The following is a 17,745-nucleotide window of genomic DNA, read 5'->3' as shown; positions in this document are numbered from 1 at the left end:
CAATATCAGGGAACATTTATGTCCGTTCAAAAATTATCCAGAACCGCAGCGATATTGCTGGGGCTTCTGGGCGTCTTAATTCTGGCGATGGGGATATTCTTCGCTTACTACGGTGGGAAGCTGGTCAGCGTTAAAGGCAGCCCCTACTTTCTGATCAGCGGCTGTCTGCTTATCCTCTCGGGCGTGCAGATCCTGCGCCAGCGCCTGAGTGGCGCGGCGCTCTACTTTGTGGTGCTGGCGGGCACCGCCCTCTGGGCCCTGTGGGATGTCGGCCTCGATTTCTGGCCGCTGGTCTCCCGTCTGTTAACCCTCGCGGGCATCGCCATCCTGGTGGCGCTCTCCCTGCCCTCGCTGCTGCGCCGTGCCGGTAAGACGCCGTGCTGGAAAGGCGCAGGGGCGATGGCGGCGGTGCTGGCGGTTGCCTTCGCCGCCACCGTTGGCGGCATGTTTGTCCCGCACGATCCGGTGACGGCATCGGGCGCACAGCTTCCTCTCACCCCGGTCAAACCCGGTGAAGAGCAGAAGAACTGGGCCAACTACGGCAACACCCCCGGCGCATCGCGCTTTGTGGCCCTGGATCAGATCACCCGCGATAACGTAAAAGACCTGCAGGTGGCCTGGACCTACCGCACGGGCGATATTCCCGTCAGCCCGAACGGCGGCGGCGCAGAAGATCAGCAGACCCCGCTGCAGATCGGCAATACGCTGTTTCTCTGTACGCCGCATAACAACGTGATTGCCGTCGATGCGACCACCGGCAAGGAGCGGTGGAAAACCGAGATCAACGCCAGACAGAAAAAGTGGATGCGCTGTCGCGGTCTGGCGTACTTTGATGCCACAGCCCCGCTGCAGCAGCCAACCCTGCCGGGCTCTTCGCCGGTGGCCGCCGTTTCGCTGCCTGCGGATGCCCAGTGCAAACGCCGGATCATCATGAACAGCGTCACGCCGGAACTGGTGGCCCTGGATGCGGATACCGGTAAGTTCTGCGAAGACTTCGGCAATCACGGTCGCGTCAGCCTGAGCGCGCAGATGGGTAAAGGCGCCGATACCGGCCTGTACTATCCGACGTCAGCTCCGACCCTCGCCGGAACCACCGTGGTCGTCGGCGGCCGCGTGGCGGATAACGTGGCGACGGACATGCCGGGCGGCGTGGTGCGCGGCTTCGACGTCATCACCGGCCAGCTGCGCTGGGCCTTCGATCCGGGCAAACCGGACGATCAGAACGCCCCTGCCGATAACGAAACCTTCACCCGCTCCACTCCGAACGTCTGGGCCCCGATGTCTTACGATCCGCAGTCCAACACCGTGTTTATGCCAACCGGCAGCGCGGCGGTAGATCTGTGGGGCGTGAAGCACAACGCCCTGGATCGTCAGTTTGGTGCCTCGATGGTGGCGGTGGATGCCAGCACCGGTAAGGTGAAATGGGTTTACCAGACCGTTCACAACGACCTCTGGGACTTTGATGTCCCGATGCAGCCGACCTTCACCGACTTCCCTGCTGCGGACGGCAAAACCACCCCGGCGCTGATCTTCGGTACCAAATCCGGTCAGCTGTTTGTGCTGGATCGCGCGACCGGTCAGCCACTGACCAAAGTGGAAGAGCGCAAGGTAACCCAGGGCCAGATCCCGAAAGAGATCTACTCCCCGACCCAGCCCTTCTCTGTAGGCATGCCAACTATCAGCGCGGACGTGCTGAAAGAGTCCGACATGTGGGGCGCAACGCCGTTTGACCAGCTGATCTGCCGTATTGAGTTTAAATCCAAGCGCTACAACGGCCTCTTTACCCCGCCGGGGGATGATCCCTCGCTGAACCTGCCGGGATCGTTAGGCGGCATGAACTGGGGCGGTCTGTCGATTGACCCGGTGAATCAGTACCTGTTCATCAACGATATGCGCGTGGGCCTCGAAGTGCAGCTGATCCCGGCCTCCCCGGAGATTCAGGGCGCCAAAAATGACGGCAACGAAGCCGCGGCCATCAGCCGTCCGGTGCCGCTGGCCGGTACGCCGTACGCCATCAACGCCAAAGTGCGCTTTATGTCGCCGGTCGAGATCCCCTGCCAGAAACCGCCGTTTGGCACCCTGACGGCGGTGGATCTGAAAACCCAGAAAATTGCCTGGCAGGTGCCGGTGGGCACGGTGAAGGATACCGGTCCGTTTGGCGTGAAGATGGGGCTGCCGATCCCGATTGGGATGCCGACCATCGGCGGCACCATGGCGACTCAGGGCGGGCTGGTGTTTATCGCCTCCACCCAGGATTACTACCTGCGCGCGTTCGATACCTCGTCCGGGAAAGAGGTGTGGAAAGCCCGCCTGCCGGTGGGGAGCCAGAGCACGCCAATCAGCTACAAATCGCCGGTGGACGGGAAGCAGTATCTGCTGATCACCGCGGGCGGTGCGCGTAACTCGCCGGATCGCGGCGACTACGTGATTGCGTATAAGCTGCCGTAATAGTTCCGAATCAGCCATCCCTTCGGGGATGGCTGAGCCGAACCAGGCTACTTTTATATCTCGTATCATCACCGGAGATAACAATGAAAGTCTTAATGGTTCTCACCTCTCACAGCGACCTGGGCAATACCGGTAAGAAAACGGGCTTCTGGCTGGAAGAGTTTGCCGCCCCGTATTACATCTTCAAAGATGCGGGGGCCGAGGTGGTGCTGGCCTCCCCGGCAGGCGGCCAGCCGCCGCTGGATCCCAAAAGTGATTCCGCCGATTTTCAGACCGAACTGACCCAGCGCTTCAAAGCCGATCCGGCGGCCCAGCGCGAACTCGCCAACACCCTGAAGCTCGACAGCGTGCGTCAGGAGGATTTCGACACCGTCTTCTATCCTGGCGGCCACGGCCCGCTGTGGGATCTGGCCGAGTCACAGACCTCCATTGCCCTGATTGAAGCCTTCACTCGTGCCGGTAAACCCACGGGCTTCGTCTGCCATGCGCCGGGGGTGCTGCGTCATGTGAAGGCCGCCTCTGGCGAGCCGCTGGTCAAGGGCCGTAACGTGACCGGCTTTACCAACGGCGAAGAGGCCGACGTCGAGCTGACCGACATCGTTCCCTTCCTGGTGGAAGATGAGCTGATTGCCCTGGGCGCTAACTACCAGAAAGGCCCAAACTGGGGATCGTATATTGTTGAAGACGGCCAGCTGATTACCGGGCAGAACCCGGCCAGCTCCGAAGAGGCAGCAAAAGCGTTAGTCGCTGTACTGCGCTAATCCCCCCGCCCGGCCGTTGGCCGGGCAACTCTCTCCAGTGATTTTCGCATAGAGTGCTAAAGACAAAACGGTGCCGGGCTGTCAGGATTTTGCGATTCACACCGGAGATGCTATGAACACCATTATTGAACTCTTTAACGACCATAAAAGCGAGCGCAGTTTTACCGATCGCGCCATTGATGATGCCACGCTCGAACGCATTATCAGCACCGCATACCGTGCCCCTACCTCGGTGCATTCCCAGCAGGTGTCGGTCATCGTCACCCGCGATGCCGAAAAGCGGGCGCAGATTTCGCAGATCGCCGGCGGCCAGCCGTGGATTGCCAAGGCCCCGGTGTTTATCACCTTTGTGCTGGATATGTATAAAACCGGGGTCGGCATGAAGCTGGCGGGCAAGGAGCAGGTGGCGCATCAGAGCATTGAGAGCCTGGTGGCCGGCGCAACCGACGTGGGCATTGCCCTCGGCTCAGTGATGGCGGCAGCCCGCTCCGAAGGGCTGGGGATCGTGCCGATTGGCGGGATCCGTCTGCGCCCACAGGAGTTGATTGCGCTGCTCGACCTGCCGGAACACACCTTCCCGGTCGCGGGCGTGGTGATCGGTCACGTCGATGTCCCTTCGCATCACAAACCGCGTCTGCCGCTGGAGACTTTCCGCCACGACGAAGCCTATGTTACCAACGGGCTGGAGGCGAAAATCACCCGCTACAATCAGCAGATGACCGAACACTGGCAGGCCATTGACCGTAATGACGGTGATACCTGGAGTGAAAGCGTGAGCGGTTACTATCAGCACATTTACTTCCCGGACGTGCTCCCGGCGCTGCTTAAGCAGGGCTTTGGCGTCGATAAGTAACGTGTAAATTGCCCGGCGGCGCTGCGCTTGCACGGGCCTACGGGTTATGTGCCGGCTGCTGGCATTGCCCGGCGGCGCTGCGCTTGCACGGGCCTACGGGTTATGTGCCGGCTGCTGGCATTGCCCGGCGGCGCTGCGCTTGCACGGGCCTACGGGTTATGTGCCGGCTGCTGGCATTGCCCGGCGGCGCTGCGCTTGCACGGGCCTACGTGTGATGGGCCGGCTGCTGGCATTGCCCGGCGGCGCTGCGCTTGCGCGGGCCTACGGGTTATGTGCCGGCTGCTGGCATTGCCCGGCGGCGCTGCGCTTGCACGGGCCTACGGGTGATGGGCTTTTGTAGGCCGGGTAAGCGCAGCGCCACCCGGCAACAATGCAGGCAAAATGCCTTAATCAGGTCGGCATCGAGAAGGCGGTAACCTTATTGGTCTGCGGATCGATATTGATAATACAGATAGCGAAGTTGCCGCCAAAGCGGTCTTTACGATCGGAAATGCGCAGGTTGTAGCTCTCGGAGAAGGAGGTATAACCCGAGGAGTTGGTCTCGTTCAGCTTGAAGCCAACAATCTGTTCGAAATAGTCGCGGGATTTACCCACGCTGGTTTTGCACTGTTCATTGGTGATGGTGCCAGACTGTTTTGCCGCCGCCGCAGTTTGCGTGCCGGTGGAAGATTTCGGCGTCAGGGCCGTATTAACCGCTTTCATCCCGTCGCTCATGTTTTTCTGGAAATCAGCGCAAGAGGTAGAAAGTAAAACCATGCCGCATAAAAGGAGCTTTTTCATTGTAATCCTTACAATATTTAACGTTATTGAACCATTAAGCATTATAATTTTTACAAATAGTTAACTCCAGCAAACCTTTTACACGGCATTTACTAACTCACTGAATAACAATACCTTTCACAATAACTTCTACCATTATTGGTAGATTACCCCTTAATTCGCGGATCCAGCGCGTCACGCAGCCCATCTCCCAGAAGATTAAACGCCAGCACGGTGAGGAAGATTGCCATACTCGGGAACAGCGCCACGTGCGGAGCAATCACCATATCGGCCCGCGCCTCGTTGAGCATCGCCCCCCACTCCGGGGTCGGCGGCTGAGCGCCCAGCCCTAAGAACGACAGGCTGGCGGCCGAGATAATCGACACCCCGATACGCATGGTGAAATAGACCACGATGGAGGAGACGGTGCCCGGCAGAATATGGTTAAACAGGATGGTGGTATCGCTGGCGCCGATGCTGCGCGCCGACTCGATAAAGGTCTGCTGTTTCAGCACCAGAGTATTGCCGCGCACCAGACGGGCAAAGGCCGGTATCGAGAAGATCGCCACGGCGATAATCACGTTCGCCATGCCGTTGCCCATCACCGCCACCACCGCAATGGCCAGCAGAATACCCGGGAAGGCAAAGAGCACGTCGCAGATGCGCATGATAATGCGGTCCCACCAGCCCTCGTAATACCCGGCCAGCAGGCCCAGCACCGTGCCGATGGCCGCGCCGATCAGCACCGCAAACACCCCGGCGGCGAGCGAGATCTGCGCACCCATCAGTACCCGGCTGAAGATATCCCGCCCGAGAGAGTCCACGCCGAACCAGTGCATCATCGACGGCCCCTCGTTCAGCCGGTCGTAATCAAAATAGTTCTCTGCATCGAAGGGGACGATCCAGGGGGGCCAGCACCGCCACCAGGATCAGCAGCAGCACAAACAGCCCGGCGGTCATCGCCACCGGCTGCTTGCGAAAGCGCCGCCAGAATTCATGCCACGGGGTGCGGATCTGATCCGGTTTAAGTCCCGGCATCGCCTTTAACATCGCCTGCCGACGCCAGTTTAACAGTCGCATTTACTTGTACCTGATAGCCGGATTAATGGCGGCATAGAGCACATCCACCACTAAGTTGATAAGAATAAACTCCAGCGAAAAGAGCAGCACTTCCGCCTGGATCACCGGGTAGTCGCGCATGTCGACGGAATCGACCAGCAAGCGCCCGAGTCCCGGCCAGTTGAAGACCTTTTCCACCACGATCGAGCCGCCGAGCAGGAAGCCGAACTGCAGCCCCATCATGGTCACCACCGGGATCATCGCATTGCGCAGGCCGTGCTTGAGGATCACCCACTTCTCGCTGACCCCCTTCGCCCGGGCGGTGCGCATATAGTCTTCGTTCAACACGTCGACGAACGAGGCGCGGGTGAAGCGCGCCATCACCGCCGCCACCGCTGCGCCGAGCGTCAGCGACGGCAGGATGTAGTGCCGCCAGCTGTCGGCCCCCACGGTGGGGAGCCAGCCAAGCTCGACGGAGAAGACCTGCATCAGCAGCATCCCCAGCGCAAAAGCCGGGAAGGAGATCCCCGTCACCGCCAGCGCCATCCCCAGCCGATCCGGCCAGCGGTTACGCCAGACGGCCGCCACAATCCCGGCCCCCAGGCCAAACAGCACCGCCCAGGCCATGCTGGCAAGGGTCAGCCAGAAGGTGGGCATAAAGCGGCTGGCGATCTCTTCCGAGACCGGTCGGCGCGACACCATCGAGGTACCAAAATCGCCCTGTAGGACGCTGGTGATGTAGTGCCAGAACTGCCGGTAAAGCGGTTGATCCAGCCCCAGCTGCTTACGCACCAGCTCGATAACCGTGGCATCCGCTTCCGGGCCGGCAATCAGCCGCGCCGGGTCTCCCGGCAGCATATGGACGAATAAAAAGACCAGCACCGCCACAATCAGCAGCGTTGGGATCAGCCCCAGCAGGCGTTTAATCACATAATTCAGCATGCACATTCCTCTCATCCCGCAGGCGGATACCTGCGGGAATGAGTGCTCTATTTCAGATCCGCGTCGTCAAAGCTAAAGCCGGTATCCGGCATGATGTAAAACCCGGTCAGCGCCTTGTTGTGCGCCGAAACCAGCTTCTCAACCACCAGCGGCACCCACGGCGACTCCTTCCAGATGGTGTCCTGCGCGTCCTTGTACAGTTTCGCTTTCACTTCCGGTTGCGTGGTTTTCAGCGCTTCCGTCAGATCTTTATCCACCTGCGGATTGCTGTAGAACGCAGTGTTGAACAGGGTTGGCGGCTGGTTATTAGAGGCAAACAGCGGCGACAGCGCCCAGTCGGCTTCGCCGGTCGAGGCCGACCAGCCGGTGTAAAACATCCGCACCCCACTCTCTTTCTGCCCTTTACCTTCCACTTCCGCGGCACGCTGTCCGGCATCCATCGCCGTTACCTGCACCTTAATGCCCACCTGCGCCAGCTGCTGCTGGGTAAACTGCAGCACCTTCTGCGCGGTACTGTGATTGTGCGACGACCATAGCGTGGTGCTGAAGCCGTTCGGGAAGCCCGCCTCTTTCAGCAGCGCGCGCGCCTTCGCCGGATCGTACTCCCACGGATGATACTGCTGGGAGTAAGCGATGGACGGCGGCACCACGCCCGTGGCCGGGGTGGCGTAACCGGCAAAGGCCACCTTCACCAGCGCCTCGCGGTTGATGGCGTAGTTAATCGCCTCGCGCACTTTCGGGTTATCGAACGGCTTTTGCGTGACGTTCATGCTGATGTAGCGCTGCATGATTGACGGGCTGGCCACCAGCTCCAGCTTGCTGTTTTTGCTCAGCAGCGCCGCCTGCTCGTAGGGGATCGGGAAGGCAAACTGCGCTTCGCCGGTCTGGAGCATGGCCGCGCGGGTGTTGTTATCCACGACCGGACGCCAGGTGATGGTGTCCAGCTTCGGCAGCCCCTGCTGCCAGTAACCGGCGAATTTCTTCACCTTCACAAAGTCGGTCTGATTCCAGGTCACCAGCTCATACGGGCCAGTACCGACCGGATGGAAGCCGATCTCTTTGCCGTACTTTTTCAGCGCCTCCGGGGAGATCATCGCCGTAGCCGGGTGGGCCAGGATGTTAATAAAGGCCGAGAACGGCTCTTTAAGGGTGATTTTTACCGTAGTGGGATCGACCGCCTCGGTGCTGGCGATGTTTTTATACAGGTTATAACGCTTGAGGCTGTTTTCCGGGTTGCTGGCGCGATCGAGGTTGACCTTCACCGCTTCGGCGTTGAAGTCGGTGCCGTCCTGGAACTTCACGCCGCTGCGCAGCTTGATGGTATAGACCAGCCCGTCGTCCGAAACTTTATAGCTCTCGGCCAGCACGTTTTTCAGCTGCATCTCTTTATCGAGACCAAACAGCCCCTGATAAAACGACTTCGCCACCGCCTGCGACAGGGTGTCGTTGGCGTCATACGGATCGAGGGTGGTGAAGTTGGAGGCCACCGCCACCACCACGTCTTTTGCTGCAAAAGCCGGCGTGGCCGCCAGGGCTGCCGTTACGCTCGCGGCTAACAGCCATCTGCGAGCAACAAATTTTGTCATTGTTGTGTTCTCCTGTTGTGCTGTGCTGTTGTTCTTTATAGGTGTTTAAAAGCATTATCCTGACGCGGCGGCGCGACGAAGTGGCCGGGGGCGACCTCGCGCAATACCACGCGCTCGGTGACCTCCCCCCGCTTGCGAATGTTGCCGGGCAGTTCGTCCTGCAGCAGCACCCGCCGGGCCTGACGATGGGCCGGATCGGCCACCGGCACCGCCGCCATCAGCTTGCGGGTGTAAGGGTGCTGCGGGTTTTCAAACACAGCCCGACGCGGGCCAATCTCAACGATCTGCCCGAGATACATCACCGCCACGCGGTGGCTGATGCGCTCCACCACCGCCATATCGTGGGAAATAAACAGAAAGGCGATGCCCATCTCCCGCTGCAAATCGAGCAGCAGATTGATGATCTGCGCCCGGATGGAGACATCCAGCGCCGAGACCGACTCGTCGGCAATCACCACCTTCGGATTCAGGGCCAGCGCGCGGGCTATGCAGATGCGCTGCCGCTGGCCGCCGGAAAATTCATGGGGATAGCGCCAGGCGTGCTCCGGCTTGAGGCCGACGCGCTCCAGCAGCCACGCCACCCGCCGCTGGGCGGCGTCGCCATCCAGCAGGTTATGCACCCGCAGCGGCTCCATAATCGAATAGCCCACCGTCTGGCGGGGATCGAGGGAGGCGTAAGGGTCCTGAAAAATAAACTGAATATCCCGCCGCAGGGGTTGCAGCTTCCCGGCCGGCAGCGTGTCGATGCGCTCACCGTTAAAGGTGATGATGCCCTCCTGGGCCTCCACCAGCCGCATCAGCGCCCGTCCGGTGGTCGACTTGCCGCTGCCGGACTCGCCCACCAGCGACAGCGTTTCGCCGGGCCAGAGATCAAAGCTGACGCTCTCTACCGCGTGGACCTCGCGCTTAACGCGGTTCAGCAGGCCGCCGCGCAGCGGAAAACGGGTGACCAGATCGCGCACCTGTAAAATGGGTTCGCCGGGCACCACGGTATCCTGCTCGGTTTCGGCCTCCTGAAAACCCGGATTTGCCAGAGAGATCAGCGGAAAACGGCGCGGCAGGTCGCTGCCGTTCATCGCCCCGAGACGCGGCACCGCAGCCAGCAGCGCCCGGGTATAAGGGTGTTCAGGGGCGTGGAAGATCTGCTCCACCGGGCCGGCTTCCACCGCCTCGCCCTGATACATCACCAGCACCCGGTCGGCGATATCCGCCACCACGCCCATATCGTGGGTGATAAAGATCACCCCCATCTCCATCTCCTCCTGCAACACCTTTATCAGCTGCAGGATCTGCGCCTGAATGGTGACGTCCAGCGCGGTGGTCGGTTCATCGGCGATCAGCACCGCCGGACGACAGGAGAGCGCCATGGCGATCATCACCCGCTGGCGCATCCCGCCGGAGAGCTGATGCGGGTAGCGCCCCAGAATGGCGTCCGCCTCCGGGATCCGCACCTGCTCCAGCATGCGTCTGGCTTCGGCCAGCGCCTCCTCGCCGTTCAGCCCCTGGTGCAGGCGGATGGACTCGGCGATCTGCTCCCCCACCGGGAAGACAGGGTTGAGGGAGGTCATCGGCTCCTGAAAAATCATGGCGATATCCGCGCCGCGCACGCTGCGCGTCTGGGATGCGCTCAGGGTGGTGAGATCGCTCACCTGGCCGTTGCGGCGGCGCAGCAGCAGGCTGTCGCACTCCACCAGCCCGCCGGACTGTTCAATCAGGCGCATCAGTGACAGGGCGGTGACCGATTTACCGGAGCCGGACTCGCCGACGATCGCCAGGGTTTCGCCGCGTTTCAGCGAAAAAGAGAGATTTTTTACCGCCGGGATCGGCTGCCGTTCGCCGGGAAAGTCGACGTTCAGGTTATGCACCGCCAGCACCTGCTGGCTGTCGAGTTCATCGCTGTGCGGCATCCCTTTCCCCTTATTCACGGTAAATTCCGGTGCTCGGCGTATCGCCGGCATAGCCCCAGGCGCGGTACATGCCTTCGCTGTTGAACGGTAGTGCCACGTTGCCCTCGCGATCGACGGCGATCAGCCCGCCGCTGCCTTCCAGCGCCGGGAGTTTTTCCATCACCACCCGCTCGCAGGCTTCGGCGAGGCTTAAGCCGCCGTAGTCCATCAGCGCGGCGATGTCATAGGCCGCCAGGGTGCGAATAAACACTTCGCCGGTGCCGGTACAGGAGACCGCCACGCTGGCGTTATTGGCATAGCAGCCCGCGCCGGGCAGCGGGCTGTCGCCCACCCGACCGGGCAGTTTGTTGGTCATGCCGCCGGTAGAAGTCGCGGCGGCCAGATTTCCGGCTTTATCCAGCGCCACCGCGCCGACGGTGCCCGTTTTCGTGGATTCATCCAGGGGGGGCCGCGTGATCGAGCCGGGTCTCCCCCTGCGCTGCGTGCCGCCAGCAGCTGCTCGTAGCGTTCCGGCGTGGAGAAAATATCGGGCGACACTGCCTCCATACCGTGGGCGAAGGCAAATTTCTCTGCCCCCTCGCCCACCAGCAGAACGTGCGGGCTCTGCTCCATCACCAGACGGGCGGCCAGCACCGGATTGCGCAGATGGCTGACCCCGGCCACGGCACCCGCTTTCAGGGTAATGCCATCCATCACGCAGGCGTCCAGCTCATGGGTTTCGTCGCGGGTAAACACCGAGCCAATCCCGGCGTTAAACAGCGGGCACTCCTCCAGCAGGCGTACTGCTTCAGTAACCACATCCAGCGCGCTCTCCCCCGCCTCCAGCATCCGCTGGCCGGTTTCCACTATCGATGAGAGCGCCTCGATGTAGCGCCTCTCCTGCTCCTGACTGAGCTGCGCGCGGGTAATTGCCCCTGCGCCGCCGTGGATCGCGATGACTGCATTCCCCATCTACTTCACCTTTGCGCGCGTAAGTGCCGCTTTTTCTATAAATATCATTATCGTTGCCGGAACTTCAGATGATTTTTGAATATAGAAAGACGTAACTGTGATGTAAAGGCTAAGCCCATGGTGTCATACAGTTAAGGGCACTTTTCTGCCATAATGGCCGCCTTCGTTATTCTCTCGCTGGAGTGACCCATGGATTTTACCGCCGGACTGATGCCGCTTGAGACGGCCCTCACGCAGATGCTCGATCGACTTTCACCGCTGACAGAGCAGGAGACCCTGCCGCTGCTGCGCTGCTTTGGCCGCGTGACCGCTGCCGACATCGTCTCCCCTCTCAACGTACCGGGTTTTGATAACTCGGCGATGGACGGCTATGCCGTGCGGCTGGCGGATCTGGCGGCGGGTGCCGCGCTGCCGGTGGCGGGCAAAGCCTTTGCCGGACAGCCGTTCCAGGGTGAATGGCCTGCCGGAAGCTGCGTCCGCATTATGACCGGTGCCCCGGTTCCCACGGGCTGCGACGCGGTGGTGATGCAGGAAGAGACTGAGCAGACCGACGACGGCGTGCGCTTTACCGCCAGCGTGAAGCCGGGACAAAACATCCGTCGCAGCGGGGAAGATATTACCCTGGGCGCAACCGTCTTCCCGGCGGGTACAAAGCTGACCGCGGCCGAGCTGCCGGTGCTGGCCTCGCTGGGTATCCCGGAGATTGCCGTGGTGCGCAAGGTGCGGGTGGCGCTGTTCTCCACCGGCGATGAGCTTCAGCTCCCGGGCCAGCCGCTGGCCGAGGGGCAGATCTACGACACCAACCGCCTGGCGGTGCATCTGATGCTGGAGCAGCTGGGCTGCGAGGTAATTAATCTCGGGATTATCCCGGACGATCCGCAGAAGCTGCGCGCCGCCTTTATTGAAGCGGATCGCGTGGCCGACGTGGTACTCAGCTCCGGCGGCGTGTCGGTGGGCGAAGCGGACTACACCAAAACCATCCTCGATGAGCTGGGCGAGATCGGCTTCTGGAAGCTGGCCATCAAGCCGGGCAAACCGTTCGCCTTCGGCAAGCTGCCGAACAGCTGGTTCTGCGGCCTGCCGGGGAACCCGGTCTCCGCGGCGCTGACCTTCTATCAGCTGGTGCAGCCGCTGCTGGCGAAGCTCTCCGGCAACCGTGGGCACGGCCTCCCGGCCCGCCAGCGCGTGCGTGCCGCCACCCGCCTGAAAAAATCACCGGGTCGTCTCGACTTCCAGCGCGGCATTCTGGCGCGTAACGCCGACGGCGAGCTGGAGGTGAGCACCACCGGCCATCAGGGCTCGCATATTTTCAGCTCCTTCAGCCTGGGCAACTGCTTTATCGTGCTTGAGCGCGAGCGCGGCAACGTGGAAGCGGGTGAATGGGTTGAGGTTGAGCCGTTTAATGCGCTGTTTGGAGGCTGAGCATGGAACTGAGCGACCAGGAGATGCTGCGCTACAATCGCCAGATTGTGCTGCGCGGCTTTGATTTCGACGGTCAGGAAGCGTTGAAGGCGGCGAACGTGCTGGTGGTCGGCCTCGGCGGACTGGGCTGCGCTGCGGCGCAGTACCTGGCTGCCGCCGGCGTGGGGCGCATGACGCTGCTCGATTTCGATACCGTGTCGCTCTCCAACCTGCAACGCCAGACCCTGCACAGCGATGCGACCCTCGGCGAGCCAAAGGTGGTGTCGGCCCATGCAGCCCTGACGCGCATCAACCCCAACGTGCAGTTCACCCTGGTGAATGCCCTGCTGGATGACGCCTCGCTGTTGGCGCAGATTGCCCATCACGATCTGGTCCTCGACTGCACCGACAACGTTGCCATTCGTAATCAGCTCAATGCAGGCTGTTTCGCCCATAAAACGCCGCTGGTCTCCGGGGCGGCGATCCGCATGGAAGGCCAGGTGAGCGTCTTTACCTATGCCGAGGGCGAGCCCTGCTACCGCTGCCTGAGCCGCCTGTTTGGCGAGAACGCCCTGACCTGCGTGGAAGCCGGGGTGATGGCCCCGCTGGTGGGGGTGATTGGTTCGATGCAGGCGATGGAAGCCATTAAGGTGCTGACCCGTTACGGCACGCCCGCGGCGGGGAAAATTGTGATGTACGACGCGATGACCTGCCAGTTCCGCGAGATGAAGCTGATGCGTAATCCGGGGTGTGAGGTGTGCGGAGGTTAACGCAAACGGCAACCCGAAGGTTGCCGTTTTAGTGTTTGCTCCCTCTCCCAGTGGGAGAGGGCCGGGGTGAGGGCATCAGCGCGCACGAATCAACGCGCGCATTTCCCCCTCACCCTAACCCTCTCCCTCAAGGGAGAGGGGATTAACTGCGTCAGATCGATGTCCGTCCAAAAGCCCCCTGCCAGTCCTGCTCGAACTTCGCAATCGCCGCATCCACCGCCGGAGAGGTAATCAACTGCTGGGCGACATCCAGCGGCAGGGTAATGGATTCACAGCCTGCCAGCAGGCAATCCAGCGCCTGACGCGGGGTTTTGAAGCTCGCCGCCAGCACTTTTGACTGCGGCACGTGCAGGGTCAGCAGCTGCTGCAACTCGACCACCGTCTGGATCCCGTCCCCGCCCTGTGCATCAACGCGGTTCACGTAGGGCGCGACATACTCCGCGCCCGCCAGCGCCGCCAGCATCCCCTGCGCCGCGCTGTAGACCGCCGTCCCCAGGGTCGGCACGCCCTGCGCTTTCAGCATCTTGATTGCCGCCAGCCCTTCCGCCGTCACCGGCACTTTTACCACCAGATCGCCGACGATACCGCGCAGCTTCAGCGCGTCTTCCACCATCCCTTCTGCGGTCGTAGCCATCACCTGGGCAAACAGACGGCCCTGACCGCCCATCGCCTCCTGCAGCTGAGGCAGTAACACCTCCAGCGGCGTTTTGCCTGCGGCAACAATGCTTGGGTTAGTGGTGACGCCGGCCAGCGGAAACACGCGGGCCAGTTTTTTAACAGCGATAACGTCGGATGTGTCGAGATACAGTTCCATGATGGGGTCCTCAAAAATGACTATGCCGTAACCCTACACGGCAAAACCTGCTTCGGAGTTGATTTGCGTCAAGATAACTTTCATTCGAAAGTCATTTAATATTCATACGCAACAAGAGGCGACATTATGATCTTCAACATTCAGCGTTATTCGACACACGACGGCCCCGGTATTCGTACCGTGGTGTTTATGAAAGGCTGCTCGCTGGGCTGCCGCTGGTGTCAGAACCCGGAGAGCCGCGCGCGGTCGCGGGACCTGCTGTTCGATGCCCGCCTGTGCCTGGAGGGGTGCAACCTCTGCCAGCAGGTGGCGCCCGCGGTCATCGACCGGACGCTGAATGGCCTGGTGATCCACCGCGAGAAACTCGACGATACGCATCTGGATGCCCTCACCCACTGCTGCCCAACCCAGGCCTTGACCGTCTGCGGAGAAGAGCAGCAGGTGGAGGAGATCATGGCCACCGTCCTGCGCGATAAGCCTTTCTACGATCGCAGCGGCGGCGGGATCACCCTCTCCGGCGGCGAACCTTTTATGAACCCGGACCTGGCGCGCCAGCTGTTCCAGGCCAGCCATGAGCAGGGGATCCATACCGCGGTGGAAACCTGCCTGCATGTGCCGTGGCACTATATCGAGCCGTCGTTACCGTACATCGATCTGTTTCTCGCCGACCTGAAACATGTCGACGGCGCGGTGTTTAAGCAGTGGACCGACGGCTCCGCCAAACGGGTGCTGGATAACCTCAAACGCCTGGCCGCCGCCGGAAAACAGCTCACCATTCGCGTGCCGCTGATCCAGGGCTTTAACGCCGATGAGGCCTCCATTACCGCCATTACCAATTTTGCCGCCGACGAACTGAACGTCCACGACATCCATTTTCTGCCGTACCACACGCTGGGCATGAACAAATACACCTTGCTCGGCCAACCCTACTCTGCCCCAGATAAACCGCTCGATAACCCTGCTTTACTGGACTTTGCCCGGCAGTATGCCGCCCGGAAAGGGTTAACCGCGACCTTACGAGGATAATGTTATGACACAGCTGAATCTTACTACCCTGAGCGATCGCATTAAGGCGCACAAAACGGCCCTGGTCCACATTGTGAAGCCGCCGGTCTGTACCGAGCGTGCGCAGCACTACACCGAAATGTACCAGCAGCATATGGATAAGCCGATCCCGGTGCGTCGCGCGCTGGCACTGGCGCACCACCTGGCGCAACGCACCATCTGGATCAAACATGACGAGCTGATTATCGGCAACCAGGCAAGCGAAGTGCGCGCCGCGCCGATCTTCCCGGAATACACCGTCTCGTGGATTGAAAAAGAGATCGACGATCTTGCCGACCGTCCGGGCGCGGGCTTTGCGGTAAGCGAAGAGAACAAACGCGTTCTGCACGAACTCTGCCCGTGGTGGCGCGGCCAGACGGTGCAGGATCGCTGCTACGGCATGTTCACCGACGAGCAGAAAGGCCTGCTGGAAACCGGCATTATCAAAGCCGAAGGCAACATGACCTCCGGCGATGCGCACCTGGCGGTGAACTTCCCGTTAGTGCTGGAGAAAGGTCTCGACGGCATGCGTCATAAAGTGGACGAGCGCCGCTCCCGCATTAACCTCACCTGCCTGGAAGATCTGCACGGCGACCAGTTCCTGAAAGCGATTGATATCGTGCTGGAAGCGGTGAGCCTGCACATTGAACGCTTTGCCGACCTGGCGCGTGAGATGGCATCCACCGAAACCCGCGAAACCCGCCGCGACGAGCTGCTGGCGATGGCGGAAAACTGCGATGTCATCGCCCACGAACCGCCAAAAACCTTCTGGCAGGCGCTGCAGCTGTGCTACTTCATCCAGCTGATCCTGCAGATTGAGTCCAACGGCCACTCGGTCTCCTTTGCCCGTATGGACCAGTATCTCTACCCGTACTACCGCCGCGACGTGGAGCTGAACCAGTCCCTGGATCGCGAGCACGCCATCGAGCTGCTGCACAGCTGCTGGCTGAAGCTGCTGGAAGTGAACAAGATCCGCTCCGGCTCTCACTCCAAAGCCTCCGCCGGGAGCCCGCTGTACCAGAACGTGACTATTGGCGGCCAGAAGCTGGTCAACGGTGAGCCGATGGATGCGGTGAACCCGCTCTCCTACGCCATTCTCGAATCCTGCGGTCGTCTGCGCTCCACCCAGCCGAACCTGAGCGTGCGCTACCACGCAGGCATGAGCAACGACTTCCTCGACGCCTGCGTGCAGGTGATCCGCTGTGGCTTCGGGATGCCAGCGTTCAATAACGATGAAACCGTGATCCCGGAATTCATCAAGCTCGGCATCGAAAAAGCGGATGCCTACGACTACGCCGCCATCGGCTGTATCGAAACCGCCGTCGGCGGCAAGTGGGGCTACCGCTGCACCGGAATGAGCTTTATCAACTTCGCCCGCGTGATGCTGGCGGCGATGGAAGGCGGCCGCGACGCCACCAGCGGCAAGGTGTTCCTGCCGCAGGTCAAAGCGCTGTCGGCCGGTAACTTTAACAACTTCGACGAGGTGATGGCCGCCTGGGATCGCCAGATCAAATACTACACCCGGAAATCCATCGAGATTGAGTACGTGGTGGACACCATGCTGGAAGAGAACGTCCACGACATTCTCTGCTCGGCGCTGGTGGATGACTGCATTGAGCGCGCGAAGAGCATCAAGCAGGGCGGCGCGAAGTACGACTGGGTCTCCGGCCTGCAGGTGGGCATCGCCAACCTCGGCAACAGCCTGGCGGCGGTGAAGAAGCTGGTCTTCGACCAGGGTGCCATCGGTCAGCAGCAGTTGGCGGCGGCGCTGGCGGATGACTTCGAGGGGCTGACCCACGAGCAGCTGCGCCAGCGTCTGATTAACGGCGCACCGAAGTACGGTAACGACGATGACAGCGTGGATCTGCTGCTGGCGCGCGCCTATCAGACCTACATCGAGGAGCTGAAGCAGTACCACAACCCGCGCTACGGCCGCGGCCCGATTGGCGGCAACTACTACGCCGGGACCTCGTCTATCTCGGCTAACGTGCCGTTTGGTGCGGCGACCATGGCGACCCCGGACGGACGTAAAGCGCATACGCCGCTGGCGGAAGGGGCAAGCCCGTCTTCAGGTACTGACCACCTGGGGCCGACGGCGGTAATTGGTTCTGTCGGGAAACTGCCGACCGAAGCGATTCTGGGTGGCGTGCTGCTGAACCAGAAGCTCAATCCGGCGACGCTGGATAACGACAGCGACCGCCAGAAGCTGATGGTGCTGCTGCGGACCTTCTTCGAGGTGCACAAAGGCTGGCATATCCAGTACAACATCGTTTCGCGCGAAACGCTGCTGGAAGCGAAGAAACACCCGGACCAGTATCGTGACCTTGTGGTGCGCGTCGCGGGTTACTCGGCGTTCTTCACCGCCCTGTCACCGGATGCGCAGGACGATATTATCGCCCGTACTGAGCATACATTGTAAAAATGTATCCCCTCTCCCTTGAGGGAGAGGG

General features: G+C 61.2%; 12 protein-coding genes and 2 pseudogenes. 7 read left to right on the top strand and 7 right to left on the bottom strand.

Annotated features, from left to right (window positions below; all coding sequences use genetic code 11):
* Nucleotides 1–18 precede the first annotated feature (18 nt).
* From AAHB66_RS07065 to AAHB66_RS07055, 3 genes are all read left to right on the top strand, one after another.
* On the top strand, nucleotides 19–2,448 hold the full coding sequence (locus tag AAHB66_RS07065; protein WP_347115662.1) for a membrane-bound PQQ-dependent dehydrogenase, glucose/quinate/shikimate family: 2,430 nt from the start codon (nucleotides 19–21) through the stop codon (nucleotides 2,446–2,448).
* A gap of 83 nt (nucleotides 2,449–2,531) precedes the next feature.
* Nucleotides 2,532–3,209, top strand: coding sequence for a type 1 glutamine amidotransferase domain-containing protein (locus AAHB66_RS07060; RefSeq protein WP_347115661.1), 678 nt, complete (start codon nucleotides 2,532–2,534; stop codon nucleotides 3,207–3,209).
* Nucleotides 3,210–3,321: 112 nt separating this feature from the next.
* Nucleotides 3,322–4,062: a nitroreductase family protein gene (locus tag AAHB66_RS07055; protein WP_347115660.1), complete on the top strand. Its 741-nt coding sequence runs from the start codon at nucleotides 3,322–3,324 to the stop codon at nucleotides 4,060–4,062.
* A gap of 390 nt (nucleotides 4,063–4,452) precedes the next feature.
* Here the strand turns inward: AAHB66_RS07055 and AAHB66_RS07050 are convergent, their stop codons facing one another.
* The 6 genes and pseudogenes from AAHB66_RS07050 to iaaA all read right to left on the bottom strand — a co-directional run bounded on the left by AAHB66_RS07050 (nucleotide 4,453) and on the right by iaaA (nucleotide 11,266).
* On the bottom strand, nucleotides 4,453–4,842 hold the full coding sequence (locus tag AAHB66_RS07050; RefSeq protein WP_347115659.1) for a hypothetical protein: 390 nt from the start codon (nucleotides 4,840–4,842) through the stop codon (nucleotides 4,453–4,455).
* Nucleotides 4,843–4,988: 146 nt separating this feature from the next.
* Nucleotides 4,989–5,901: pseudogene (gene gsiD, locus AAHB66_RS07045) on the bottom strand (glutathione ABC transporter permease GsiD).
* Nucleotides 5,902–6,822: a glutathione ABC transporter permease GsiC gene (gene gsiC, locus AAHB66_RS07040; protein WP_347115658.1), complete on the bottom strand. Its 921-nt coding sequence runs from the start codon at nucleotides 6,820–6,822 to the stop codon at nucleotides 5,902–5,904. It abuts the pseudogene before it with no gap.
* A gap of 47 nt (nucleotides 6,823–6,869) precedes the next feature.
* Complete coding sequence (gene gsiB / locus AAHB66_RS07035; RefSeq protein ID WP_347115657.1) at nucleotides 6,870–8,408, bottom strand: glutathione ABC transporter substrate-binding protein GsiB; 1,539 nt, start codon at nucleotides 8,406–8,408, stop codon at nucleotides 6,870–6,872.
* Between the two features lie 35 nt (nucleotides 8,409–8,443).
* The gene (gene gsiA, locus AAHB66_RS07030) at nucleotides 8,444–10,315 is read right to left on the bottom strand and encodes a glutathione ABC transporter ATP-binding protein GsiA (RefSeq protein ID WP_347116438.1); all 1,872 of its coding nucleotides are present in this window, start codon (nucleotides 10,313–10,315) and stop codon (nucleotides 8,444–8,446) included.
* A 10-nt stretch (nucleotides 10,316–10,325) separates the two neighbouring features.
* Nucleotides 10,326–11,266, bottom strand: a pseudogene (gene iaaA, locus AAHB66_RS07025) (beta-aspartyl-peptidase).
* A gap of 189 nt (nucleotides 11,267–11,455) precedes the next feature.
* Between iaaA and moeA the strand changes: the two are divergent.
* Nucleotides 11,456–12,688 carry a molybdopterin molybdotransferase MoeA gene (gene moeA, locus AAHB66_RS07020; protein ID WP_347115656.1) on the top strand — a complete coding sequence of 411 codons (1,233 nt, stop codon included), beginning with the start codon at nucleotides 11,456–11,458 and terminating at the stop codon, nucleotides 12,686–12,688.
* The gene (gene moeB / locus AAHB66_RS07015) at nucleotides 12,685–13,437 is read left to right on the top strand and encodes a molybdopterin-synthase adenylyltransferase MoeB (RefSeq protein ID WP_347116437.1); all 753 of its coding nucleotides are present in this window, start codon (nucleotides 12,685–12,687) and stop codon (nucleotides 13,435–13,437) included. Before moeA ends, moeB begins: the two co-directional genes overlap by 4 nt.
* A 151-nt stretch (nucleotides 13,438–13,588) precedes the next feature.
* Here the strand turns inward: moeB and fsa are convergent, their stop codons facing one another.
* Nucleotides 13,589–14,251 carry a fructose-6-phosphate aldolase gene (gene fsa / locus AAHB66_RS07010; protein ID WP_347115655.1) on the bottom strand — a complete coding sequence of 221 codons (663 nt, stop codon included), beginning with the start codon at nucleotides 14,249–14,251 and terminating at the stop codon, nucleotides 13,589–13,591.
* 126 nt (nucleotides 14,252–14,377) lie between these two features.
* Here fsa and AAHB66_RS07005 point away from each other — a divergent pair, with 126 nt between their 5' ends.
* Nucleotides 14,378–15,277: a glycyl-radical enzyme activating protein gene (locus AAHB66_RS07005; RefSeq protein ID WP_347115654.1), complete on the top strand. Its 900-nt coding sequence runs from the start codon at nucleotides 14,378–14,380 to the stop codon at nucleotides 15,275–15,277.
* A 4-nt stretch (nucleotides 15,278–15,281) separates the two neighbouring features.
* Nucleotides 15,282–17,714 carry a formate C-acetyltransferase/glycerol dehydratase family glycyl radical enzyme gene (locus AAHB66_RS07000; RefSeq protein WP_347115651.1) on the top strand — a complete coding sequence of 811 codons (2,433 nt, stop codon included), beginning with the start codon at nucleotides 15,282–15,284 and terminating at the stop codon, nucleotides 17,712–17,714.
* Nucleotides 17,715–17,745: the final 31 nt, after the last annotated feature.

The organism is Leclercia sp. S52 (genome assembly GCF_039727615.1).
In the GTDB taxonomy this organism is placed as follows: domain Bacteria; phylum Pseudomonadota; class Gammaproteobacteria; order Enterobacterales; family Enterobacteriaceae; genus Enterobacter; species Enterobacter adecarboxylatus_B.
Note: the sequence above shows the minus strand (reverse complement) of the source record. Positions and strands in the feature narration are given on the sequence as shown.